Source organism: Microlunatus antarcticus (assembly GCF_014193425.1).
Classification (GTDB): domain Bacteria; phylum Actinomycetota; class Actinomycetes; order Propionibacteriales; family Propionibacteriaceae; genus Microlunatus; species Microlunatus antarcticus.
The window spans coordinates 1326626-1348010 of sequence record NZ_JACHZG010000001.1 but is presented as its reverse complement, the minus strand read 5'-3'; the positions used below and the strand labels follow the sequence as shown (position 1 = coordinate 1348010).

Sequence of the window (21385 nt, the reverse complement as noted above, 5' to 3'; positions counted from 1 at the left end):
GCCCTCCCTAGGACCCGTCGTCGACGAGGTCCAGCAGCGCGCCCAGCTCCTCGGAGGTGAGGTCGCGGATCTGGCCCACCTTGAGGGTGCCGAGCCGCACCGGTCCGATGCCGATCCGGGACAGCTGCCGGACCGGGTGCCCGACGTGCTCCATCGTACGGCGCACGATGTGGTTGCGGCCCTCGTGGAGCGTGAGCCGCACGAGCGACTTGCCGCCGACCGTCGAGACGACCTTGAGCCCGCGCGGGCGGACGGGGCCGTCGTCGAGGGTGATGCCGTCACGCAGCCGCTGCATCGTCACGGAGTTGACGATGCCCTCGACCTCGGCCAGGTAGGTCTTGTCGATCTCGAAGCTCGGGTGCGAGAGCTTGTGCCCGAAGTCGCCGTCGTTGGTGAGGATGATCAGGCCCTCGGTCTCGGTGTCCAGGCGACCGACGTGGAACAGCCGCTCCTTGAGCAGCGCGTGGCTCGCCCCGGACTCGACGACGGCGTCCGCGATCGTCGGGCGGCCCTCCGGGTCGTGCAGCGTGGAGACGACGCCCCGCGGCTTGTTCAGCACGATGTAGCGGTGCCGCCGGGGCGGCGGGATGCGCGAGCCGTCGACGCGGATCACGTCGCGCTCGGGGTCGACGCGGCGACCTTGCTCGGAGACGACGCGGCCGTTCACCTCGACGCGGCCCTGGTCGATCATGATCTCGGAGGCCCGGCGCGAGGCGAGGCCCGCCTGGGCCAGCACCTTCTGCAGCCGCTGGCCCTCGGGCTCCTCGGCGGCGGAGCCGCCCTGCTTGCGAGGGCTCATGCCCTCACCTCCTCGTCCTGCCCGGCGGGCACTGCTGCTGATGCGTCCTGCCCGGCGGGCACGCTGTCGTTCTGGTGGTCGGTCTCGGGGTCGTTCTGGTGGTCGGTCCAGGGGTCCGCGGTGGGAACGGGCTCCGGCACGAGCTCGACGACCGGGGCCGCGAGCGCCGACAGCTCGGCCTCGAGGTCCTCGACGTCGGGTAGGTGCGGCGCGAGGGGCGGCAGGTCGTCCAGACCGACCAGCCCCATCTTCTGCAGGAACAGCTGCGTCGTGGCGAAGACGGCGGCGCCGGTGTCGACGTCGTGGCCCGCCTCCTCGACCAGGTCGCGCGCGAGCAGGGTCCGGATGACGCCGTCCACGTTGACCCCACGGATCGCCGCGACCCGACCCCGGGAGACCGGCTGCTGGTAGGCGATCACCGCGAGGGTCTCCAGCGCGGCCTGCGAGAGCTTGGCGTTCTGCCCCGCGACGACGTGCGCGGCGATGACCCCGGCGTGCTCGACCCGGGTCCAGTAGCGCCAGCCGCCGCCCACCCGGCGCAGCTCGAAGCCGCGGCCGGTCTCGTCGTAGAACGTGGCCAGTGCCTCGAGCGCCTCGCGCGTCACCGTCTCCGGCGCCCCCACCGCCTCGGCCAGCACGAGCTCGGTCATCGGCTCGTCGGCCATCAGCAGCAGGGCCTCGAGAGCGCCCGAGATCTCGGCGGCCGTCGGCACCGCGGCGATCGGCAGATCGGGCTCGGTCATGCGGGGCGGTCCTCGTCGGGGGTGTCGTCGGCGTCGTCGGTGGTCTCGTCGAACTCGTCGGAGATGGCGAGGTCGCCGGAGTCGGCTCCCGTCCAGCGTACGGTCAGCTCGCCCAGGGCGGTGACCTGCTCGAAGGCCACGGCACCCTCGCGGAACAGCTCCAGCAGCGCGAGGAACCGGGCGACGGTGGTCAGCCGGTCGGCGTCGCCGGTCAGCGCCCGGAACGTCGCCACCCGCGTACGCCGCAGCCGGTCCACGAGCACCCCGGCCTGCTCGGTCACGCTGACCGCCGGCGCGTGCAGGTGGGCCAGCGACAGCACCTCCGCGACCCGGGGCGCCATGGCGCGGGCGGCGAGCGCCGCGAAGGCCTCGGGCGTGATCGTCAGCACGACCTCGGGCAGCAGCCGGGCGAACTGCGGCTCCAGCCCCGCCGCCCGCGGGGACCGCAACGACTGCTCGGCCAGGGTCCGCTCCAGCCAGCCCGCCACCTGCTTGAAGGCCCGGTACGCGAGCAGCCGCGCGAAGAGCAGGTCACGGGCCTCGAGCAGCGCCAGGTCCTCGGGGTCCTCGACCTCGCCCGAGGGGATGAGCCGGGCGGCCTTGAGGTCGAGCAGCGTGGCCGCGACGACGACGAACTCGGTCGTCTGGTCGAGGTCCCACGAGCTGCCGGCGGCCTTGAGGTGGGCGATGAAGTCGTCGGTCACCTGCGACAGGGCGACCTCGGTGATGTCGAGCTGGCGGCGACCGATCAGCTGCAGCAGCAGGTCGAAGGGGCCGTCGAAGTTCGTCAGGTGGACGTCGAAGGACCCGCGCTCGGAGGGACGCGGCGGCCCGTCCGACGTCACCGGCACCGGTCGAGCACCTCGCGGGCGAGCATCCGGTACGACGCCGCACCCGGCGACGAGCTGGCGTAGCTGGTGATCGGCTCCCCCGCGACGGTGGTCTCGGGGAACTTGACCGTCCGCCGGATGACGGTGTGGAACACCTGGTCGCCGAAGGCCTGCACGACCCGGTCGAGGACCTCGCGGCTGTGCAGCGTGCGCGGGTCGTACATCGTGCCGAGGATGCCAAGCACCTTCAGGTCGGGGTTGAGCCGGTCCTGCACCTTGCTGACGGTGTCGGCGAGCAGCGCGATCCCCCGCAGCGCGAAGAACTCGCACTCCAGGGGCATCAGCACCCAGTCGGCCGCGGTGAGCGCGTTGATGGTGAGCAGGCCCAACGAGGGCGCGCAGTCGACGAGGATCACGTCGTAGTCGCCCTTGACCTGCCGGAGCACCCGCGACAGCGTCTGCTCGCGCGCGACCTCGCTGACCAGCTGGAGCTCGGCGGCAGCGAGGTCGATGTTGCTGGGCAGCAGGTCGACGCCCTCGGTGCCGGTCCGGTCGATGACGTCGGTGATCGCGACGTCCTTCGTCAGCAGCAGGTTGTAGATGCTGTGCTCGAGCGTGTGCGGGTTGACGCCCAGCCCGACCGAGAGCGAGCCCTGCGGGTCGAAGTCGACGAGCAGCACGCGTCGGCCCAGCTCGGCGAGGGCCGCGCCCAGGGTGATGGTGGTCGTCGTCTTGCCGACCCCGCCCTTCTGGTTGCACACGGCGATCACCATCGCGGGCGGTCGCGGGTCGGTCAGCGGCGGCGGGTCGCCCAGCGTGGGCCACGGCCGACCGGTCGGGCCGAGCTCGGCCTCCGGCAGCCCGGCCGTCGAGAGGTCCGGGGCGGGCGGGCGCGGGCTCGCGAAGAGCGCGTCGCCGTCCTCGTCCGGGGCACCGAGGAGCGCCGCGTCGAAGGGCGGCGGGTCGGCCGGCAGAGCCTGCGGCCCGTCGTGGGCGTCCACCATGATCGACACAGCTCCCGAGATCGTCTTGAGTTCCGTCGAACCCTAGTTCACGGGGCGGGACAGGAGCGACCTCCCGGCGGGCGGGCGAGCGCTTCCTCGCCCGGGCAGGTCGCCCGACCCGCCCGGAGCGGGAGCGGCGGCGTCCAATCTGCGGACGGGCCCATGACGAACTGGGTCCATGACCGCCCCCTCCGTCCTCGCGCGCACCGGCCCCGACGCGCCGGGCGGTCCCGGCGTGCCGGGCAAGGCGCTGCGGGCGGCGTCGGGTGTCGTGGCCGCGGGCGTCGCGGTCGGCGTCGGCCACCTGGTCGCCTCGTTCGTGAACCCGACCGCGTCCCCGGTCATCGCGGTCGGCTCCGCCCTGATCGACGCCGCGCCCACGCCGGCCAAGACCTTCGCGGTGCGGCTGCTGGGCAACTACGACAAGCCCGTCCTCATCGGCGCCGTGGGGGTGGCGCTGCTGGTCTTCGCCGCCGTCCTCGGGCTGGTCGCCTGGTCGCACCGCCGGGTGGCGCTCGTCGGGATCGCCCTCCTCGGCGTCGTCGGCGCCGGCACCGCCGTCTACCGCGGGGACCTGCTCGACGCGGTCCCGTCGCTGGTCGCCGGCGCGGCCGGCGTGGCGGCGCTGCTCCTTCTCGTCGCCCGGTCGGCCAGGTCCGCCCCCACCAGCGCGACCGCGAGCACGACGGCGACCACGACGACGGGCACCACGACGGGGACGGGCGGTCGCCGCGGCTTCCTCGCCGCGCTCGGGCTCACGGCCCTGGTCGCCGCGCTCGCCGGCGGTGGCGGTGTCGTCGTCGGCCGCGTCCGCAGCGCCGGCGCCCTGGCCCGGCGGGGTACCGGCCTACCGGCTCCGACCTCACCGGCCCCGCCGCTCCCCGCGGGCGCCCAGATCCCCGGCATGACGCCCTTCACCACCCCGGTCGACTCCTTCTACCGCGTCGACATCAGCCTCGTCACCCCGCAGATCGACGCCTCGAGCTGGAGCCTGACGATCGACGGGATGGTCGACTCGCCGCTCACCCTGACCTACGACGAGCTGCTGGCGATGCCCCTGATCGAGCGCGACATCACCCTCACGTGCGTCTCGAACGAGGTCGGCGGCTCGTACGTGAGCAGCGGGCGGTGGCTCGGCGTGCCCTTCAGCGCGATCCTGGAGAAGGTCGGGGTGCAGGCCGGCGCCGACCAGGTCTACTCGTACTCGCTCGACTCCGGCTACACCGCCTCCACGCCGCTCCAGGCGGTCAGCGACGGCCGCGACGCCATGATCGCCGTGGGCCTGGACGGCCAGCCGCTGGCCGACGCCCGCGGCTACCCGGCCCGCATGATCGTGCCGGGACTCTTCGGCTTCGTCGCCAACACCAAGTGGCTCGAGCGGATCGAGTTCACGACGTACGCCAAGCGCACGGCCTACTGGACCGAGCGCAAGTGGGCCACCGACGGACCGATCCTGACGCAGAGCCGGATCGACCTGCCGAAGTCGCTCAGCACGATCCCGAAGGACAAGCCCGTGATCGCGGGCGTCGCCTGGGCGCAGCACCGCGGCATCACCAAGGTCGAGGTCAAGATCGACGACGGACCGTGGCAGGAGGCCGACCTCGCCGTCGACGCCGGCCTCGACCTGTGGCGGCAGTGGTCGCTCCCCTTCACCGGGGACGCGGGGCTCCACAGCGCCACCGTCCGGGCGACCGACGCGACGGGCGAGACCCAGCCCGAGGCCCGCACCAAGGTCTTCCCCGACGGCGCCCGCGGCTGGCACCAGATCCAGTTCACCAGCGAGTAGCAGAGCTCTGCCCCACGACCTCCTCCGGGAGGTTTTTCGGCATGCCCGCATCCGTTTGCCCTGGTCAGAAATTGGTTGAACCGTGACCAATCCCCCTCCCGAGCGGTGGCGAACTGGAGGCGTCAACACCGTGGGGCCCATCCGAGGAGCCCCGCACGTCGTGCCCTCAGAAAGGCCGATCATGAACTTCAAGTCTTCCGCCACCAAGATCGCCGCCCTCGCCGCGGTCGTCGCGTTCCCCCTGAGCCTCGCGGCCTGCGGCGACACCGCCGACTCCGGTGCGGCCCCCGCGTCGAGCGCCGCCGCCCCGTCCTCGAGCGCCGCCGCCCCCTCCTCCAGCGCCGCCAGCCCCTCGGCCTCGGCCAGCGACGCGAGCGCCCCCTTCGGCTCCGGCTGCGCCGCCGTCCCGACCTCGGGCAAGGGCTCGTTCGACGGCATGTCGCAGGACCCGGTCGCCACGGCGGCCAGCAACAACCCGGCGCTGTCCACCCTCGTCACCGCGGTCAAGGCCGCCGGCCTGGTCGACACGCTGAACAACGCCGAGAACATCACCGTCTTCGCGCCGACGAACGACGCCTTCAAGAAGATCCCGGCCGCCGACCTCAAGAAGGTCCTCGCCGACAAGAAGACCCTCACCGCCATCCTGACCGGTCACGTCACCTCGCCGAAGCTGGCGCCGACGGACCTCGCCGGCAGCCACACCTCGCTCGCCAAGACCGACATCAAGGTCACCGGCAGCGGCGAGGACTTCACCGTCGACGGCACCTCCAAGGTCGTCTGCGGCAACGTGCAGACCGCCAACGCGACGGTCTACATCATCGACACCGTCCTGCTGCCGAAGTCCTGATCGCACCAGGCACCGGGTCAGACCGAGCATGACGCTGTACGCGGTGCCTACGGGGCCGGGAGACGACTCCCGGCCCTCGGGCTCTCCGGAGCCCACCTCCGCGCGTGAGGGGGAGGCGGCTGAGCTCGTCGAGCTCGTCCACTCCTCCGCGCGCGGTGACCAGGACGCCTTCGCCGAGCTCTACGACCGGACCTCGGGTCGGGTCTACGGGATCGTCTGGCGCGTCCTGCGCTCCCCCGACCACGCGGCCGAGGTGACGCAGGAGGTCTACACCGAGGTGTGGCGCCAGGCGGCGCGCTTCGACTCCGTCAAGGGGTCGGCGCTGGCCTGGATCGCCACGATGGCCCACCGCCGCGCGGTCGACCGGGTCCGCTCGGTCACCCGCGAGGTGGCTCGCGACGAGCACTACGCCGTCACCGGGATCGGCCGCGAGGTCGACCACGTGTGGGAGGGCGTCGAGCAGCGGATGGAGGCGGCCCGGGTCCGCAAGGCCCTGGAGTCGCTGACGCCGATCCAGCGAGAGGCGCTCACGCTGGCCTACTTCGGCGGGTTCACCCAGACCGAGATCGCCGCGCGCCTCGAGCTGCCGCTCGGCACAGTGAAGACCCGGGTCCGCGACGGACTGATCCGGCTACGAGACGCGCTGGGAGTCGAGGCGTGAGGGGAAGAACGATGAACGAGATCCATGGCGCCACCGGGGCGTACGTCCTCGACGCGCTGGAGGCCGACGAGCTCGAGGAGTTCGAGGCGCACCGCGCGGTGTGCTCGACCTGCAGCCGCGAGGTCGCCGAGTTCTGCGAGACCGCCCCGCGGCTGTCGGTGCTGGCCGCCGCGCCGCCCCCACCGCCGGCCCTGCGCACGTCGATCCTGCGCGGTCTCTCCGACGTCCACCAGCTGCCGCCGCTCCACGGGGACGTGCTCCAGGAGCGTCCGCGGGAGGTCGACGAGCTCGCCCTGCGCCGCTCGAGCCGTCGGGCCCGGGTGCTGTCGGTGCTCGTCGCCGCGGTGTCCGTCCTGGCCCTCGCGCTCGGTGGTGCGGTCTACTCCCTCGCCCGCCAGCAGCAGGCACCCGTGGCCGGACCCTCGGCGGACAACTCGCTTCTCGCGGCCCCGGACGCACGGATCGTGCCGATGGTGCTCGCCAACGGCGCCCAGGTGTCCTTCGTCGTCTCCAAGAGCCAGAACCGGGCCCTGTTCGTCGGGGGCCACCTGCCCTCGCCGGGGCTCGGCAAGACGTACGAGCTGTGGACGATGCGCGACCAGGCCGTGACCGCGGACAACCTGGTCCCGGCCGGCACGAACGTGGCGCAGTGGTTCCACGGGCCCATCCAGGAGTCGACCGGCGTGGCCGTCTCCATCGAGGACGTGGGCGGCGCGGACCGGCCCACCGACGTCCAGGGCGTCGTCACCCTCTGACCCGTCCACACCGACGGGTCCCAGCGGACAGGCCACGGGGCCGGCAGCCACGGCTGCCGGCCCCGTAGGCGTCTGCTCTCGCGACGATCCCCCGATCGTCGGGCGGGATTCAGACTCCCATCACGTACTTCTCAGCAACTTAGTCATCCGACCGGTGATCAGGAAGGTCGTAGCGCGAGTTGTCCAGTTCTGGTCGTGTCCGCTAGATGACACGACGCGAGGGTGCCCAGGGCTTCGGGAGGCCGTAGGTTCTCTCTTGAGCGGCGAGGGGATGAACCCCCGAGCATCCTCTCGCCGCTCTTCTCCTCTCCCGCACGACGCTCCCCCGAACCGTCGGGGTCGAGCTCAGCCCGCGAGGTCCTCCACCGGCAGCCGGCCCAGCACGACGTCCTCCGCGACGTCGTCGAGCTGACGGTCGTGGCTGTACGCGTGGCCCCGCAGCACGCTGAGGGCGTCACCGACCGACCGGTGCGACGACGCCATCACCATGCCGATGGCGATCGACACGTCGAGACGCCGGGCGGTCGCGTCGGCGTACCACTCGGGCAGCGCGTCCTCGGTGACCGCGTCGCGGACGGGGCGCAGGCAGAGGTCGAGCAGCGCGCCCAGCGGTGCGGCGACCGCTGCCGCGACCAGGTCCAGGTCGAGGTGTGCGCTGAGCGCCGCGTCCTCCGCGTAGAGGTCGAGCGCGGCGAAGACCTCCCCGGCCGGGCTGGGCAGCGGGAGCGCCGCGACCGAGCGGTACGGCGTGCGCCGCGTCAGCTCCTCGGCGTAGAGCGGCCACCGCTCCAGCAGCTCCGGCAGGTCCGCCGCGCACGGCGCCCCCGTCTGCGCCGCGACCAGGCAGGGCCCGTCGCCCAGCGTGGTCTGGAGCTCCTCGGCCTCCTCGGCGGCGGCGGTGCTCGCCGCCAGCGGCAGCCGGAGCTCACCGGTCACCGTGGCGAGCCCCGCCCCGTCGACCGGGAGCAGGGAGACGACCGCGCGCGCCAGGGCTCCGGGCGTGAGCGGACCGTCGCCCATCTGCTGCCCGACGGCCTCCAGGAAGTCGGCGGCCAGGCTGCCCGGAGGACCCGCGCCGCGTCGTCCGGACGGCTCCTCCGCGTCGGCGGACACCCGTGCCATGGTTCCTTCCTACCGCGCGGCGGGGCGGACGTCGTGCGCGCCCGGACACGGCGGACCGACGAGACCCCAGGAGGCGCCGATGGCCCCGGCGATCACCCGGACGACGCTGGGTGCGTGGCTGCTCAAGGCCAACCCCGCCGTGTGGGACCTGCGACGGTTCCTGGCCGACGGCGAGACCAGGCTGACGTCCTGGTCGGTGCGGCGCGGCTACCGCAGCGCGCTGATGCGCCCGGGCGACCCGGTGGTCTTCTGGCTCTCCGGACCCGGCACCGGCGGGCTGACCCGCGGGGTGTGGGGGCTCGGGCACGTCGTCGCGGAGGCCGAGCCCTGGGACGAGGCCGAGGCGGGCTGGTGGCTCGACGACACCGCCCGGCGCGGCCTCCGGGCCCGCGTACGGGTGGACGTGCCGTTGCTGGAGCAGCCTCTCCCGGCGGCCGACCTGCGCGCGGCGGGCCTGACCGACCTGGAGGTCCAGCGCATGCCCCAGGGGTCGAACCCGTCCTGGGTCTCGCGGGACCAGCTGGAGGTGCTGACCGAGCTGCTGCCCGACTGGCCCGAGCCGCCTCCGCCGGTGGGCTAGCGGCCGGAGGCGCAGCAGGCGTCAGCGCAGCCCGGGCCGCACGCGCAGGCCGGCTCCTCGGGGACCGCGGCCGGGTGCAGCGCCGACGCCGGGCTGCAGCAGCTGTCGCCCCGCCAGGCCTCGCGGCCCTCGCGGACGGCGACGGCGGCGATGACCAGGGCGGCGACCGGGTCGGCCCACGACCAGCCCAGCAGGCTGTTCAGCGCGAGCCCGACCAGCAGCACCGCCGACAGGTACGTGCAGAGCAGGGTCTGCTTCGAGTCGGCGACGGCGGAGCGGGACCCGAGCTCGCGCCCGGTGCGGCGCTGCCCGTACGAGAGCAGCGGCATCACGGCGAGGCTGACCGCCGCCAGGACGAGGCCGACCGTCGAGTGCTCGGTGGAGCCGCCGCCCACCAGCGACCGGACCGCGTCGACGGTGACGAAGGCGGCGAGCCCGAAGAACGAGAAGGCGATGACGCGCAGCGCGGTCTGCTCGCGCGCCTCGGGGTCGCGCCCCGCGAACTGCCACGCGACCGCGGCAGCCGAGGCGACCTCGATGACCGAGTCGAGCCCGAAGCCGATCAGCGCGCTCGACGAGGCCCGCGTCCCGGCCGCCAGGGCGACGACCGCCTCGACGACGTTGTAGGTGATGGTGGCGGCGACGAACCAGCGGATCCGCCGGGCGAGCAGGGAGCGGCGGGCCGGCGAAGGACCCAGCGTCAGCGTCGTCACGCGTGGACCTCCGTCCCGGCCACCGTCGGGGCCGCCTCGTCCTCGCCGCCGCAGCAGTCGGGGTCGACGACCAGCACCAGCGCGAGGAGGTCGCCCAGCGCGCTGACCAGACGGGCGTCGGCCAGCTCGTAGCGGGACCTCCGGCCCTCGGGGACCGCGACGACGAGGCCGCAGCCGCGCAGGCAGGCGAGGTGGTTCGACATCGCCTGGCGCGTCACCCCGAGGAGGTCGGCCAGCTCGGCCGGGTAGGACGGGCCCGTCCGGAGCGTCAGCAGCACCCGGGCGCGGGTGGGGTCGGACAACGCGTGGCCGAAGCGGGAGAGCGCGTCGGTGGACGTGGAGAGCTGCACGGCCCGACAGTACAGCGTCCGCTGGATACAGGTACTCCTGAACCGGCGGAGCGCTTCGGCGTGCGTCGGCCCGGGTACGTGACCCCCATGAGCGACCAGACCACGCCGACCGACCCCGCCGAGCAGCACGACCAGCCCGCGCACACCGACGACCAGATCGCCCACCCCGGGCTGACCGCGGACATGCGCGACACCCCGGACCACGGCGAGGAGTCCTACCGCGGTCGCGACCGGCTGACCGGCAAGCGGGCCGTGATCACCGGCGGCGACTCCGGCATCGGTCGGGCCGTCGCGATCGCCTTCGCCCGCGAGGGCGCGGACGTCCTCATCAGCTATCTGCCCGAGGAGGAGGAGGACGCGGCGGAGACGGCCCGGCTGGTCGAGGCCGCCGGTCGCAAGGCCGTGCGCCACCCGGGAGACATCCGTGACGAGGCGGTCTGCCAGGCGATCGTCGACACCGCGGTCGCCGAGCTCGGCGGCATCGACATCCTCGTGAACAACGCCGCCTACCAGATGGCGCAGCTCGGCGGCATCGCCGACATCACCACCGAGCAGCTCGACCGGGTGATGAAGACGAACCTGTACGCCATGTTCTGGCTCTGCAGGTTCGCGCTCCCCCACCTGCAGCCCGGGTCGGTGATCATCAACTCGTCGTCCGTGCAGGCGCTCTCGCCCTCGCCCGAGCTGCTCGACTACGCGACGACCAAGGCCGGGATCGTCAACTTCACCAAGGGCCTCGCGCTCGAGCTGGCGGAGAAGGGCATCCGCGTCAACACCGTGGCCCCGGGGCCGATCTGGACGCCGCTGATCCCGGCGACCATGCCCGTCGAGCGGGCCGAGGGCCACGGCGAGGACACGCCGCTGGGCCGGGCGGGCCAGCCGGCCGAGCTCGCGCCGGCGTACGTCTTCTTCGCCTCGCAGGAGTCCAGCTACGTCACCGGCGAGATCCTCACCGTGGCCGGCGGGGCGCAGGCCTCCTAGGCAGGGTCGTCAGGGCGAGGGCCTCAGGCCGGCGGGGCGGGGGCGAGGAGCTCGACGCGGTTCCCCTGCCCGTCGGCCGTGTGGCAGCGCTCGTTCCCTCCGAAGGTGCGGCGCTGGCTCCAGTCGACCTCGTAGCCCAGCCCGCGCAGCCGCGCCGCCACCTCCTCGAGCTCGGCGACGCTGTCGTACTGCAGTGCCGGGTGCGCCTTGCGCGCGGGCAGGAACGGGTCCTCGACGCCGACGTGGACCTCGGCGGTCACGGTGCCCGTGGCGTCGTACCCCCGGAACCACGCGCCGCCGCGGGCCTTGAGGTCGTCGGGCTTCTCGACCTCGGAAAGCCCGAGCCCGGTGCCGTAGAAGCGTCGGGCCTCGTCCTCGGTCCCGGGTGCGCAGGCGACCTGCACGTGGTGCAGCCTCATCGGTCTCTCCTCGTGCCCGTCGTCCGGTGTCTGTCGCCCGAGAACGTACGGTGACCGCCGTGGTGACCAGCGCGCGCCCCTCCGGGTCCTGGTCACCGTGGCGCGCCGTGGTCGGCTTCGGCGTCGTCAGCCTGTCGGCCGACATGGTCTACGAGGGCGCCCGGTCCGTCACCGGTCCGCTGCTCGCGTCGCTCGGCGCGTCGGCGGTGCTGGTGGGGCTGGTCACGGGGGTCGGCGAGGCGATGGCCCTCGTGCTGCGCCTGGTCTCGGGGCGCTGGGCCGACCGCAGCGGTCGTTACTGGACCCTGACGCTGGTCGGCTACGGCATCAGGCGGTCTGCGTGCCGGCGCTCGCCGTCACCCCGTTCCTCGGCGGCGCGGGCCTGGCCCTCGCCTGCGCCCTGATCCTCGCCGAACGCACCGGCAAGGCCGTCCGGAGCCCGGCGAAGACCGCGCTGCTGGCCCACGCGGCCAGCGGGGTCGGCCTCGGACGCGGCTTCGCGGTCCACAAGGCCCTCGACCAGGCGGGCGCCGTCGCGGGACCGCTGCTCGTGGCCGGGGTCGCCGCCCTCGCCGGGACGCTGTGGCCCGCCCTGGCCGTGCTGGTCGTGCCGGGCGCCGCCGCCCTGGTCGTCCTCGGCTGGATCCGGCGCCGGACCGGGCAGCCCGACACCCCGCCGGTGCCACGTACGAGCCCGACGGGCGTCGCCCCCGGACCCGCCGCCCGGCGCTCGGGCTGGTGGCGGCCCGGCGACGGGCTCCCCACCGCCTTCTGGCGCTTCGCCGCCGCGGCCGGTGCGGCCACGGCCGGGCTGGTCACCTTCGGTGTCATCTCCTTCCACCTCACCCGGGAGCACGTCGTCCCGCTCGCGGCCGTCCCGCTGGTCTACGCCCGCGGCGATGGCGGCCGAGGCGGTCGCCGCGCTCGGCACCGGGTGGGCGTACGACCGCGTGAAGGGGCGGGTGCTCCTCGTCCTGCCCTTCCTCGTCGCGGCCGTGCCGCCGCTCGCGTTCACCGGCTCGGGGGTCGCCGTCCTGGTGGGCGTGCTGCTGTGGGGCGCGGCCATGGGCGTGCAGGACTCGACGGTGAAGGCGCTCGTCGCCGACCTCGTCCCCGCTCCGACCCGCGCCTCCGCGTACGGGGTCTTCGCTGCCGTGCAGGGCGGCGCGGCGGTCGTCGGGGGCGTCGCCGCCGGCGCCCTCTACGAACGGTCGCTGCCGGCGCTCGTGACCGTCGTCGCGATCACGCAGGTGGTGGCCCTGGTCCTGCTGGTCGTCACGCTGCGGCACGTGCGCCGCGTCCGGACCGCCTGAGGAACGGGCGTCAGCGGGCGCGGGGGTGGGCGCCGGCGTAGACCTCACGCAGGTGGTCGACGGTGACCAGCGTGTAGATCTGGGTGGTCGTCACCGAGGCGTGACCCAGCAGCTCCTGCACCACCCGCACGTCGGCGCCGCCGTCCAGCAGGTGGGTGGCGAAGGAGTGCCGCAGCGTGTGCGGGCTGACCTCGCCCGGCACCCCGGCCTGCTCGGCGACGCGCCGCAGGACCGCGTACGCGCTCTGGCGCGAGAGCCGGGCACCGCGGGCGTTCAGCAGCAGCGCGGGGGTGCCCTGGCCCCGGGCGGCGAGGGCGGGGCGGCCCCGGACGAGGTAGGCCTCGACCGCGGCGCGGGCGTACGAGCCGAGGGGCACGATGCGTTCCTTGCTGCCCTTGCCGAGGACCCGCAGCCCGGCGAGCTCGTCCGGCGGACCGGACATGGCCCGGGTCAGCTCGTCGACGTCGAGGTCGACCACCTCGCTGATCCGTCCGCCGGTGCCGTAGAGCAGCTCGAGCAGCGCCGCGTCGCGGAGGCCCTCGGCGGTCTCGGTGGACGGCAGGTCCAGCATCAGCTGCACCTGGTCGATCGGGAGGGCCTTCGGCAGGCGTCGGGCCGGGCGCGGCGGGCGTACGTCGGCGGCCGGGTCGGTGGTGGTGAGCCCGTCGGCCACGGCGAAGCGGTGCAGGCTGCGCACCGCGACCACGGCGCGGGCGATGCTGGCCGGCGCGAGCGGTGGCAGCACCTCGGAGCCGTCCGGCGCGCGGACCCCCTCGGCCAGCGACGACGCGTACGCGCCCACCACCGCCGGCGTGACCGCGGCGGGGTCGGGGACGCCGGCCCCGGCGAGATGATCGACGTAGCGCGCCAGGTCGCGGCGGTAGGCGGCCAGCGTGTGGGTGGAGACCCCCCGCTCGACGCTCAGGTGGTCCAGGTAGGCGGAGACGAGCCGCTCCAGACCGGTCAGGCGAGCACCTCGGACGCCGCCCGGGACGTGGTCCCGAGCGAGGCCGCGACGGGTCCGTTCGTGAGCTCGCCGTCGTGGGTGTTGAGCCCCAGCGCGAGGGCGGGGTCGCGCCGCAGCGCCTCGCGCCAGCCGCGGTCCGCCAGGCTCGCGGCGTAGCGGAGCGTCACGTTCGTGAGCGCGTACGTCGACGTGTGCGGGACGGCGCCGGGCATGTTCGCGACGCAGTAGAAGACCGAGTCGTGCACCCGGAACGTGGGGTCCGCGTGCGTCGTCGGCCGGCTGTCCTCGAAGCAGCCGCCCTGGTCGATCGCGATGTCGACCAGCACGCTGCCGGGCTTCATCCGCGCGACCAGGTCGTTCGTCACGACGGTCGGCGCCTTGGCCCCGGGCACGAGCACCGCGCCCACGACGAGGTCGGCGTCGAGCACCGCGCGCTCGACCTCGAAGCTGTTCGACGCGACCGTCTTGATGTGGCCGCGGTAGAGGCGGTCCGCGTCGCGGAGCTTGTCGATGTTGAGGTCGAGCAGCGTGACGTCGGCCTGCATGCCGAGGGCGATCGTCGCGGCCTCCATGCCGGAGACGCCCGCGCCGATGACGACGACCTTGGCCGGGTGCGTGCCCGGGACGCCGCCCATCAGCGTCCCGCGGCCGCCCAGTGCGGACATGAGGTGGTAGGCGCCGACCTGTGGCGCGAGCCGTCCGGCGACCTCGCTCATCGGGGCGAGCAGCGGCAGCGACCCGTTCGGCAGCTGGACCGTCTCGTACGCGATGCCCGTGACCTTGCGGTCGAGCAGGGCGTTGGTGCAGGCCCGGTTGGCGGCGAGGTGGAGATAGGTGAAGAGGACCTGGCCGGGCTGCATCCGGTCGTACTCGACCTCGACCGGCTCCTTGACCTTGAGGACCATCTCCGACTCGCCCCAGACGGGCTCCCAGCCGTCGACGACCTTGGCCCCGGCCGCGGCGTACGCGTCGTCGGGGATGGAGGAGCCGACGCCGGCGCCGGACTGGACGAGGACCTGGTGGCCGCGGCTGGTGAGCTCGTGCACGCCCGAGGGCGTGATCGCCACCCGGCCCTCGTTGTTCTTGACCTCGGTGGGAACTCCGACCAACACGTGTCTCTCCTGGTCCGCGAGACGCGGCCCGTCCGGGTCCGCGCCCTGCTTCTTCGGCACTGCTCCGACGAGGTGAGCATAGACGCGACGGTGCCGCCCGGACGGGCGGCACGAGCGCCGCCGCGACCTACGCGTCCTGGCTCAGCACCCGCCGGACGGCCTGCCGCCACTCCTCCGGCAGCTCGGGGTAGGCCGGCACGTAGACGACGTGCCGCATCAGGTCGGCGGCGGGCCCGTCGGTGGTGAGGGCGACGAGGTTGCTCGTCCCCGCGCTCGCGTCGACGCCCGCGCGACGGAGCCGGGCGACCAGCGCGGCCGGGTCGTCCGCCCGGACCGGGAACAGCCAGTGCGTGCGGACGGCGCGCTCGCCCGGCTGGGGCACCTGGGCGGGCAGACCGGCCCGGAGCGCCTCGCCGGACGCCGTCCGGGCCCGGGTCCGGGCCGCACTCGGGTCGGCGGGGCGCAGCCGCCACGTCAGCGTCGCGAGCAGCGCGGCCGACGGCCGCCGGCGCCGCTGGAGTGAGTCCCCCGCCGAGCTCCCCCGGGTGAGCCGGCCCAGGAGCCGCTCGGGGTCGACGCCGCCGAGCCGGCAGGCTCCGAGCAGCAAGCCGTGCACCCGCGGCCGGCTGATCACGAGGAGCACCTGCGCCCGGACCAGGCGACGGGCGTACGCCCGGCGCGGCTGGACCGGCCAGGTCGGGTGGAGACGGCGGAGCCGGGCGAGCAGTTCCGGGTCGGACACCCGTACCAGGGCACCCCCGACGGCGGTGGCCGTCTTGATCAGCCCGAAGCTCACCAGCGTCACGTCCGCCGCCGACCGGAGCGTCTCCGGCCCCGTCCACGCCTGGGCCGCGTCCTCGACGAGGAGCAGCCCGTGGGCGCGACAGGTGGCGGCGATCTGGCCGAGGTCGGATCGGCCGCCGAAGAGCTGGGCGACGAGGACCGCCCGCGTCCTCGGGGTGATCGCGTCCTCGAGCGCCGCCGGGGTCGGCAGGAGGCTGGCGAGGTCGAGGTCCACGGGCACCGGGACGAAGCCGGCCTCGCTCACGAGCGCCGCCATCGCGGGATGCGTGATCGCCGAGACGACCACCTCGGCACCCTCCGGCCAGTCCGACGCAGTCAGCAGCAGGTCCCAGGCCGCCCGCACGGACAACGTGGCCAGGACGTCGTCCGACGCGCCAACCTCGCGGAGGAGCATGCGCTCGGCGCACCCGCGGCGACGTGCGACGACCACGGCGGCCAGGCCTCGGACGACGTCGCGCGACCGGAGGTCCAGCCGATGACGCGGGTGCATTCGCTCAGCAGAGCAGGAGCCGACGCGCGGCGTCGACGTTCTTGCTCAATTCCGACTCCTCGATCGCTCCGTCGTCGGCGGCTGAGCGTGGAAGACCGGAGGACGAGCGATCTGGGAGCACGAAATGAGCGGAAGCGACCGCTCAGTCGGGTAGCAGGCCCGCCGCGGCCAGGGCTTCGCGGGCCGGCCAGGGCGCATCGGCCGGCCGGAGCGTGGCGAAGCCGTCGCGGGCCCGGGCGACGCCGGCGGCAAGGACGCCGCTGACGAGCGTCGGGTTGTGCAGCCGGCCGTCGAGGACGGCGTCGAGGAGGTCGTCGAGGGAGGCCCAGACGACGTCCATGTCGGCCTCCTCGCCCTCGGCGGTGAAGCCGTCGGGCCGGTCGGCGACCGCGAGGTCGCGGGCCAGGTAGACACGCAGGCCCTCGCCGATGATCCCGGGGGTGGTGAAGAGCTCGACGAGCACGTCCCACCGTCCGGCGGAGAGGCCGACCTCCTCGGCGAGCTCGCGCTGCGCGGCGACCAGCGGGTCCTCGCCGGCGTGGTCGAGCAGGCCGGCCGGGGGCTCGGAGAGACGGTGGCGCACGGGGTGGCGGTACTGCCGCACCAGGACGACGCGCTCCTGCTCGTCCAGCGCGATGACGCCGACCGCGCCGGGGTGGCGCAGGTACTCCCGCGTCATCTCCCCGCCGTCGGGGGTGCGCACGACGTCCTGCGCGAACGTCGCCACGTGGCCCTCCGCCAGGATCTCGGTCGAGAGCACGGGCCAGGCCAGCGCGACGTCGGCCAGCTCGGCCGGCGCCAGGACCACGCGGTCGTCACCCAGGGCGGAGCCGCTCACCGACGCTGCTCGACGGGCAGCCGGGTCGACAGCCGCCGGTCCAGCGCGGCGTCGACGAGGCCGACGAAGAGCGGGTGCGGCTTGGTCGGGCGTGACTTGAGCTCGGGGTGCGCCTGCGTGGCCACGAAGTACGGGTGCACCTCGGGCGCCAGCTCGACGAACTCGACCAGCTGGGTGTCCGGCGAGGTCCCGCTGATGACCAGGCCCGCGGCCTCGAGCTGCTCGCGGTAGGCGTTGTTCACCTCGTAGCGGTGGCGGTGCCGCTCGCTGACGTGCGTCTGCCCGTACGCCTTGGCCACGACCGAGCCGGGCTGCAGCTCGGCGGGGTAAGCGCCGAGGCGCATCGTCGCGCCGAGGTCGCCCTCGCCGGAGACGATCGCGACCTGCTCGGCCATCGTGGCGACGACCGGGTACGGGGTCTCCGGCGCGAACTCGCTGCTGTCGGCTCCGCTCAGGCCGGCCAGGTTCCGGGCGACCTCGATGACCATGCACTGCAGGCCGAGGCAGAGGCCGAGCGTCGGGATCTGGTGCTCGCGGGCGTACTGGATCGCGCCGATCTTGCCCTCGGTGCCCCGGATGCCGAAGCCGCCGGGGATGACCACGCCGTCCACGTCGGACAGGTGGCTGGCCGCCCCCTCCTGCGTCGCGCAGGCGTCGGAGGGCACCCAGCGGATGCCGACCTTGGCCCGGTTGGCGAAGCCGCCGGCGCGCAGCGCCTCGACGACGGAGAGGTAGGCGTCGGGCAGGTCGACGTACTTGCCGACGAGCGCGATCACGACCTCCTCGCGCGGGTGGTGCACGCGCTGCAGCAGGTCGTTCCAGCGCGTCCAGTCGACGTCGCGGAACCGCAGGTCGAGCCGGCGGACCACGTACGCGTCGAGGCCCTCGGCGTGCAGGACCTTCGGGATGTCGTAGATGCTCGGCGCGTCGGCGCAGGCCACGACGGCCTGCTCGTCGACGTCGCACATGAGCGAGATCTTGCGCTTGACCGACTCGGGGATCTCGCGGTCGGAGCGGCACACCACGGCGTCGGGCTGGATGCCGACCTGGCGCAGCGCGGCGACCGAGTGCTGCGTGGGCTTGGTCTTGAGCTCGCCGCTCGGCCCGATGTAGGGCACCAGCGAGACGTGCAGGAAGAAGACGTTCTCGCGGCCGACGTCGTGGCGGACCTGGCGGGCGGCCTCGAGGAACGGCAGCGACTCGATGTCACCGACGGTGCCGCCGATCTCGTGGATCACCACGTCGATGTCCGGACCGCCCATGGCGAGCATGGAGTCCTTGATCTCGTTGGTGATGTGCGGGATCACCTGGACCGTGTCGCCGAGGTAGTCGCCGCGGCGCTCCTTGGCGATGACCGAGGAGTAGACCTTGCCGGTGGTGATGTTCGCCTCGGCGGAGAGGTTCCGGTCGAGGAAGCGCTCGTAGTGGCCGACGTCCAGGTCGGTTTCCGCGCCGTCCTCGGTGACGAAGACCTCGCCGTGCTGGAACGGGTTCATCGTGCCGGGGTCGACGTTGAGGTAGGGGTCGAGCTTCTGCATCGACACGCTGAGCCCGCGCGCCACGAGCAGGCTGCCCAGGCTCGAGGCGGTCAGGCCCTTGCCGAGGGAGGAAGCGACCCCGCCGGTGACGAACAGGTGCTTGGTGAACTTCTCACGTGGTCCCACGGGCCTCCAGCCTAGGCCATGACCCGGCATCCCGGCTGCCGTCAAGCGGCCGACCCGCGGGAGGGGCGTACGGAGGAACGTTCAACCCGTGGCGCGCAGGAGTCGGTCGAGGGTCCGGCGGCCGAACGCGCTGAAGCCCGGGTTGGACGTGCGGTAGTACCAGACCAGCCCGATCGCCTGCTCGAACGCCCAGCCCGTCCCGCGGGCCCACGTCGCGTCGTCGCTGCCCAGCGCTTCGCGGAACGTCTCCCGCGGACCGTCCTCGAGCAGGTGCCACGCGGCGACCAGATCCAGCGCGGGGTCGGCGGGGCCGCAGTCCCCCAGGTCGAGCAGCCCGACGAGCCGGGCCTCCCCGGGGCCGGAGGCGCCGTCGCGCGTGCCGACCAGGACATTGCTCGGGATCAGGTCCCCGTGCGTCGTCACGTCCGGGTCTGGCCCGCGCGGCAGGTCGCGCAGCCGGTCCCAGAGCCCGGCGAGCGCGCTCACGTCCAGCAGCCCGGCGCTGCGCTCCAGGCACTCGCGCACCCAGGCGTCGTGGTCGCCGATCACGCCGCCCCGGTTCGTCCGCCGCTCCCCCACAAACGTCCGCCCGTCCGTGGGCACGGCGCGCAGGTCGGTGACCAGCGCGGCCAGGTCGCGGGCTACGGCGTACGAGGCGCCCGGCTCCACCACGGAACCGTCCCGGCCGGGCAACCAGGTCTGCACCGACCACGGCAACGGGTAGCCGTGACCCGGCTCGCCGAGGGCGACGACCTCGGGCACCGCCACGCGCAGGCGGCCAACGAGGCGCCGGGACGCGTCCGCCTCGCGGGCCAGGTCCCGCCGGACGTCGGCGGCGTCGCCCGGCTGGAGCGGGAACCGGGCCGCGAGCGCGTCCCCGACCCGGGCGATCGCGTTGACCGTCCCGGTCTGCGGCAGCAGCCGGACCTCCAGCCCGGCCCACTGCGGGAGCTGATCGGCGAGCAGCGCCCGTACGGTCCCCTCGTCGACCTCGAGCTGCCCGGCGTGCATGGTCACGGCCGGCCGCCCGCTACCGGTGGAACCGGTCGAGCGCCGGCGCGAACCGCCGGAGCTCGGCCTCGCCGAGCCCGTTCCCGCGCGCGACGGTGCGCCACGACGCGGTGCCGCGCAGCACCTCGTCCAGGACCGCGGCCGCGTGGTCGGCGGTGAGCCGGAACGCGCCGGCGTTGGCCACCAGCTGCTCGAGCGCGCCCTCGGCGTCGTCGACGAAGCCGACGGTGGTGACGCGGGCGGCGCCCGGGTCGGGGTCCGGGTTGAGGTCGAAGGCGGGCGACAGCGTCCACCCCGAGGCCGTACGCAGGAAGCCGTGGTTGCGGAGGTGGTCGTCGACGTTGTTGATCACCAGCATGAAGGCGATCCGTCGCCACAGCCGACCGAGGTCGGCCACCACGGCGCTCCCGTGCTCCGCCAGCGCCTCCGCCAGCTCCAGGTAGTCGGCCGGAACGCCGTCGGACGACTGCAGCAGGGTCATCGCGCTGATGTAGCCGACCCGCGTCGCGCCGCGGCGGTCGAAGCGGTCGAGGAGCAGCACGTTCCGCTGACCGACGCCGACGAGCCGGGACGCCGGGACGTCGATCCCGCAGCCGCGTGCCAGGTCGAGCGCGGTCTTCTCCCACGCCATCACGTCCCAGGCGTCGCTGCGGTGCGGGAACTTGGCGATGCTGAGCCGGTCGCCGTCGCGCACGGACGCCTTCGGGCGGGCACCACCCAGGGAGCCCGAGCCGGCGGCCAGCAGCTCCTTCACCGCGGCGAGGTCGTCCGCGCCGTCGTCGACCACCGCGTCCGCGGCCCGCAGCAGCCGCGGCAGGGCGACCAGGCGGGGCACGTCCGAGCCGGCGTCCAGGTACGGCCCGGCGTCGTCGAGAGCGAACCTCAGCGCACCCTGGCGGGTCTCGTCGGCGACCCCGAGCAGGTAGTCGACCTCGCGGACGGTGGTCGCCGCCTGCTGCCCGGGCGGGGCCTGGGTGCGCAGCCGCTTGGCGATGAGGTTGCGGCCCCAGCGGTCCGGAGCGCTGTCGGCGAACGCGCCCGGCAGCCCGCCGGTCACCTGGTGCCGGGTCTGGAGCAGCGCGAGGTCCGGGCTCAGCGCGTACGCGGCGGGGTCGGCGGTCCACGCCGGGTCGTAGGTGAGGGTCGTCGAGACGACGCCCCGCCGCTCGCTGACGTGCGCGACGGCCGCCGGCGAGGTCCCGTTCGCGCCGTCGACGCTCACGCGGAGCCGGGTGGACGGGGCCGGGGTCACCGGCGCACCCGCTCGGGCAGGACCTCCTCGGCCCGCGCGCGGCCGAGGTCGGTGTCGTACGGGTCGAGGACGTCCACCACGCGGTCGAGCTGGCCCAGCGCGCGGGCGACCCGGAGGAAGACGTCGAGCCCGACCCCCGGGTCGCCGTGCTCGAGCCGGCGCAGCGTCGTCCGGCTCACGTCGGCGCGTTCGGCGACCTGCTCGGCGGTCAGGTTCTGCAGCTTGCGCCAGGTGACGAGGTGACGGCCGATCTCCGCCGCGCCCCGCTGCACCCGGACCGGAAGCTCGCCTCGCGCCACGATCGCTCCTTAAGGTCAGTCCAGTGCTCGTTAAAACGTTTAATG

The 21385-nt window shown here is 74.1% G+C and carries 24 protein-coding genes; 8 read left to right on the top strand and 16 right to left on the bottom strand.

All coding sequences use genetic code 11. The features are described from left to right. Window positions 1–7: 7 nt before the first annotated feature. Genes FHX39_RS06195 through FHX39_RS06180 form a run of 4 tightly spaced genes read right to left on the bottom strand, consistent with a single transcriptional unit; the run spans window position 8 to window position 3376 of the window. Window positions 8–799, bottom strand: coding sequence for a pseudouridine synthase (locus FHX39_RS06195; RefSeq protein ID WP_183337261.1), 792 nt, complete (start codon window positions 797–799; stop codon window positions 8–10). Next, window positions 796–1542 carry an SMC-Scp complex subunit ScpB gene (gene scpB, locus FHX39_RS06190; RefSeq protein ID WP_183337260.1) on the bottom strand — a complete coding sequence of 249 codons (747 nt, stop codon included), beginning with the start codon at window positions 1540–1542 and terminating at the stop codon, window positions 796–798. The genes FHX39_RS06195 and scpB overlap by 4 nt, the downstream gene beginning before the upstream one ends. Beyond that, window positions 1539–2393, bottom strand: a complete 855-nt coding sequence (locus FHX39_RS06185; protein ID WP_183337259.1) for a segregation and condensation protein A — start codon at window positions 2391–2393, stop codon at window positions 1539–1541. Before FHX39_RS06185 ends, scpB begins: the two co-directional genes overlap by 4 nt. Continuing rightward, window positions 2384–3376 (bottom strand): ParA family protein, encoded by a 993-nt coding sequence (locus tag FHX39_RS06180; protein WP_183341016.1) that lies wholly within the window; start codon window positions 3374–3376, stop codon window positions 2384–2386. Before FHX39_RS06180 ends, FHX39_RS06185 begins: the two co-directional genes overlap by 10 nt. 178 nt (window positions 3377–3554) lie before the next feature. Between FHX39_RS06180 and FHX39_RS06175 the strand changes: the two genes are divergently transcribed. The 4 genes from FHX39_RS06175 (at window position 3555) to FHX39_RS06160 (ending at window position 7425) form a co-directional block, all read left to right on the top strand. Beyond that, on the top strand, window positions 3555–5162 hold the full coding sequence (locus tag FHX39_RS06175) for a molybdopterin-dependent oxidoreductase (RefSeq protein ID WP_183337258.1): 1608 nt from the start codon (window positions 3555–3557) through the stop codon (window positions 5160–5162). A 181-nt stretch (window positions 5163–5343) separates the two neighbouring features. Then, window positions 5344–6009, top strand: a complete 666-nt coding sequence (locus tag FHX39_RS06170) for a fasciclin domain-containing protein (protein ID WP_183337257.1) — start codon at window positions 5344–5346, stop codon at window positions 6007–6009. A 43-nt stretch (window positions 6010–6052) separates the two neighbouring features. Then, on the top strand, window positions 6053–6670 hold the full coding sequence (sigK, locus tag FHX39_RS06165) for an ECF RNA polymerase sigma factor SigK (protein WP_332836694.1): 618 nt from the start codon (window positions 6053–6055) through the stop codon (window positions 6668–6670). 11 nt (window positions 6671–6681) lie between these two features. Continuing rightward, window positions 6682–7425, top strand: coding sequence for an anti-sigma factor (locus FHX39_RS06160; RefSeq protein WP_183337255.1), 744 nt, complete (start codon window positions 6682–6684; stop codon window positions 7423–7425). 345 nt (window positions 7426–7770) lie between these two features. Here the strand turns inward: FHX39_RS06160 and FHX39_RS06155 are convergent, their stop codons facing one another. Beyond that, window positions 7771–8547 (bottom strand): ANTAR domain-containing protein, encoded by a 777-nt coding sequence (locus FHX39_RS06155; protein ID WP_183337254.1) that lies wholly within the window; start codon window positions 8545–8547, stop codon window positions 7771–7773. 79 nt (window positions 8548–8626) lie between these two features. Between FHX39_RS06155 and FHX39_RS06150 the strand changes: the two genes are divergently transcribed. Further along, entirely contained in the window at window positions 8627–9127 is a 501-nt protein-coding gene (locus FHX39_RS06150) for an EVE domain-containing protein (protein ID WP_183337253.1), read from the top strand. Here FHX39_RS06150 and FHX39_RS06145 read toward each other — a convergent pair. Beyond that, window positions 9124–9840 (bottom strand): cation transporter, encoded by a 717-nt coding sequence (locus FHX39_RS06145; protein WP_183337252.1) that lies wholly within the window; start codon window positions 9838–9840, stop codon window positions 9124–9126. The two genes, FHX39_RS06150 and FHX39_RS06145, sit on opposite strands and share 4 nt — an antisense overlap. Next, window positions 9837–10190 carry an ArsR/SmtB family transcription factor gene (locus tag FHX39_RS06140; RefSeq protein WP_332836693.1) on the bottom strand — a complete coding sequence of 118 codons (354 nt, stop codon included), beginning with the start codon at window positions 10188–10190 and terminating at the stop codon, window positions 9837–9839. Before FHX39_RS06140 ends, FHX39_RS06145 begins: the two co-directional genes overlap by 4 nt. Window positions 10191–10277: 87 nt before the next feature. On the opposite strand from FHX39_RS06140, the gene FHX39_RS06135 reads away from it, so the two are divergent. After that, window positions 10278–11171 (top strand): SDR family oxidoreductase, encoded by an 894-nt coding sequence (locus FHX39_RS06135; RefSeq protein ID WP_183337251.1) that lies wholly within the window; start codon window positions 10278–10280, stop codon window positions 11169–11171. 23 nt (window positions 11172–11194) lie between these two features. Here FHX39_RS06135 and FHX39_RS06130 read toward each other — a convergent pair whose 3' ends face one another. Continuing rightward, window positions 11195–11590, bottom strand: coding sequence for a VOC family protein (locus tag FHX39_RS06130; protein ID WP_183337250.1), 396 nt, complete (start codon window positions 11588–11590; stop codon window positions 11195–11197). Window positions 11591–11649: 59 nt separating this feature from the next. Here FHX39_RS06130 and FHX39_RS20995 point away from each other — a divergent pair, with 59 nt between their 5' ends. Next, on the top strand, window positions 11650–11994 hold the full coding sequence (locus tag FHX39_RS20995; protein WP_232530587.1) for a hypothetical protein: 345 nt from the start codon (window positions 11650–11652) through the stop codon (window positions 11992–11994). Window positions 11995–12489: 495 nt separating this feature from the next. Further along, complete coding sequence (locus tag FHX39_RS20990) at window positions 12490–12903, top strand: MFS transporter (RefSeq protein ID WP_232530586.1); 414 nt, start codon at window positions 12490–12492, stop codon at window positions 12901–12903. A gap of 10 nt (window positions 12904–12913) precedes the next feature. Here the strand turns inward: FHX39_RS20990 and FHX39_RS06120 are convergent, their stop codons facing one another. From FHX39_RS06120 to FHX39_RS06085, 8 genes are all read right to left on the bottom strand, one after another. Further along, window positions 12914–13870 (bottom strand): site-specific tyrosine recombinase XerD, encoded by a 957-nt coding sequence (locus FHX39_RS06120; protein WP_183341012.1) that lies wholly within the window; start codon window positions 13868–13870, stop codon window positions 12914–12916. Further along, the gene (gene ald, locus FHX39_RS06115; protein ID WP_183337249.1) at window positions 13867–14982 is read right to left on the bottom strand and encodes an alanine dehydrogenase; all 1116 of its coding nucleotides are present in this window, start codon (window positions 14980–14982) and stop codon (window positions 13867–13869) included. The genes FHX39_RS06120 and ald overlap by 4 nt, the downstream gene beginning before the upstream one ends. A 127-nt stretch (window positions 14983–15109) precedes the next feature. Continuing rightward, window positions 15110–16276 (bottom strand): DegT/DnrJ/EryC1/StrS family aminotransferase, encoded by a 1167-nt coding sequence (locus tag FHX39_RS06110; RefSeq protein WP_183337248.1) that lies wholly within the window; start codon window positions 16274–16276, stop codon window positions 15110–15112. Window positions 16277–16418: 142 nt separating this feature from the next. Then, entirely contained in the window at window positions 16419–17063 is a 645-nt protein-coding gene (locus FHX39_RS06105) for an NUDIX domain-containing protein (protein ID WP_232530910.1), read from the bottom strand. Between the two features lie 47 nt (window positions 17064–17110). Then, entirely contained in the window at window positions 17111–18808 is a 1698-nt protein-coding gene (locus FHX39_RS06100) for a CTP synthase (protein WP_183341008.1), read from the bottom strand. 51 nt (window positions 18809–18859) lie between these two features. After that, the gene (locus FHX39_RS06095; protein ID WP_183341006.1) at window positions 18860–19789 is read right to left on the bottom strand and encodes an aminoglycoside phosphotransferase family protein; all 930 of its coding nucleotides are present in this window, start codon (window positions 19787–19789) and stop codon (window positions 18860–18862) included. Between the two features lie 19 nt (window positions 19790–19808). Continuing rightward, entirely contained in the window at window positions 19809–21041 is a 1233-nt protein-coding gene (locus FHX39_RS22030; protein ID WP_183337247.1) for a type II toxin-antitoxin system HipA family toxin, read from the bottom strand. Next, on the bottom strand, window positions 21038–21340 hold the full coding sequence (locus FHX39_RS06085; protein ID WP_183337246.1) for a helix-turn-helix domain-containing protein: 303 nt from the start codon (window positions 21338–21340) through the stop codon (window positions 21038–21040). Before FHX39_RS06085 ends, FHX39_RS22030 begins: the two co-directional genes overlap by 4 nt. Between the last annotated feature and the right edge of the window lie 45 nt (window positions 21341–21385).

Coding starts and splice junctions, on each gene's coding strand:
- FHX39_RS06195 (WP_183337261.1), bottom strand. CDS start 799: ATGAGCCCTCGCAAGCAGGGCGGCTCCGCCGCCGAGGAGCCCGAGGGC.
- scpB (WP_183337260.1), bottom strand. CDS start 1,542: ATGACCGAGCCCGATCTGCCGATCGCCGCGGTGCCGACGGCCGCCGAG.
- FHX39_RS06180 (WP_183341016.1), bottom strand. CDS start 3,376: ATGGTGGACGCCCACGACGGGCCGCAGGCTCTGCCGGCCGACCCGCCG.
- FHX39_RS06175 (WP_183337258.1), top strand. CDS start 3,555: ATGACCGCCCCCTCCGTCCTCGCGCGCACCGGCCCCGACGCGCCGGGC.
- FHX39_RS06170 (WP_183337257.1), top strand. CDS start 5,344: ATGAACTTCAAGTCTTCCGCCACCAAGATCGCCGCCCTCGCCGCGGTC.
- FHX39_RS06160 (WP_183337255.1), top strand. CDS start 6,682: ATGAACGAGATCCATGGCGCCACCGGGGCGTACGTCCTCGACGCGCTG.
- FHX39_RS06155 (WP_183337254.1), bottom strand. CDS start 8,547: ATGGCACGGGTGTCCGCCGACGCGGAGGAGCCGTCCGGACGACGCGGC.
- FHX39_RS06150 (WP_183337253.1), top strand. CDS start 8,627: ATGGCCCCGGCGATCACCCGGACGACGCTGGGTGCGTGGCTGCTCAAG.
- FHX39_RS06135 (WP_183337251.1), top strand. CDS start 10,278: ATGAGCGACCAGACCACGCCGACCGACCCCGCCGAGCAGCACGACCAG.
- FHX39_RS06130 (WP_183337250.1), bottom strand. CDS start 11,590: ATGAGGCTGCACCACGTGCAGGTCGCCTGCGCACCCGGGACCGAGGAC.
- FHX39_RS20990 (WP_232530586.1), top strand. CDS start 12,490: ATGGCGGCCGAGGCGGTCGCCGCGCTCGGCACCGGGTGGGCGTACGAC.
- FHX39_RS06110 (WP_183337248.1), bottom strand. CDS start 16,276: ATGCACCCGCGTCATCGGCTGGACCTCCGGTCGCGCGACGTCGTCCGA.
- FHX39_RS06100 (WP_183341008.1), bottom strand. CDS start 18,808: ATGCCGGGTCATGGCCTAGGCTGGAGGCCCGTGGGACCACGTGAGAAG.
- FHX39_RS06095 (WP_183341006.1), bottom strand. CDS start 19,789: ATGCACGCCGGGCAGCTCGAGGTCGACGAGGGGACCGTACGGGCGCTG.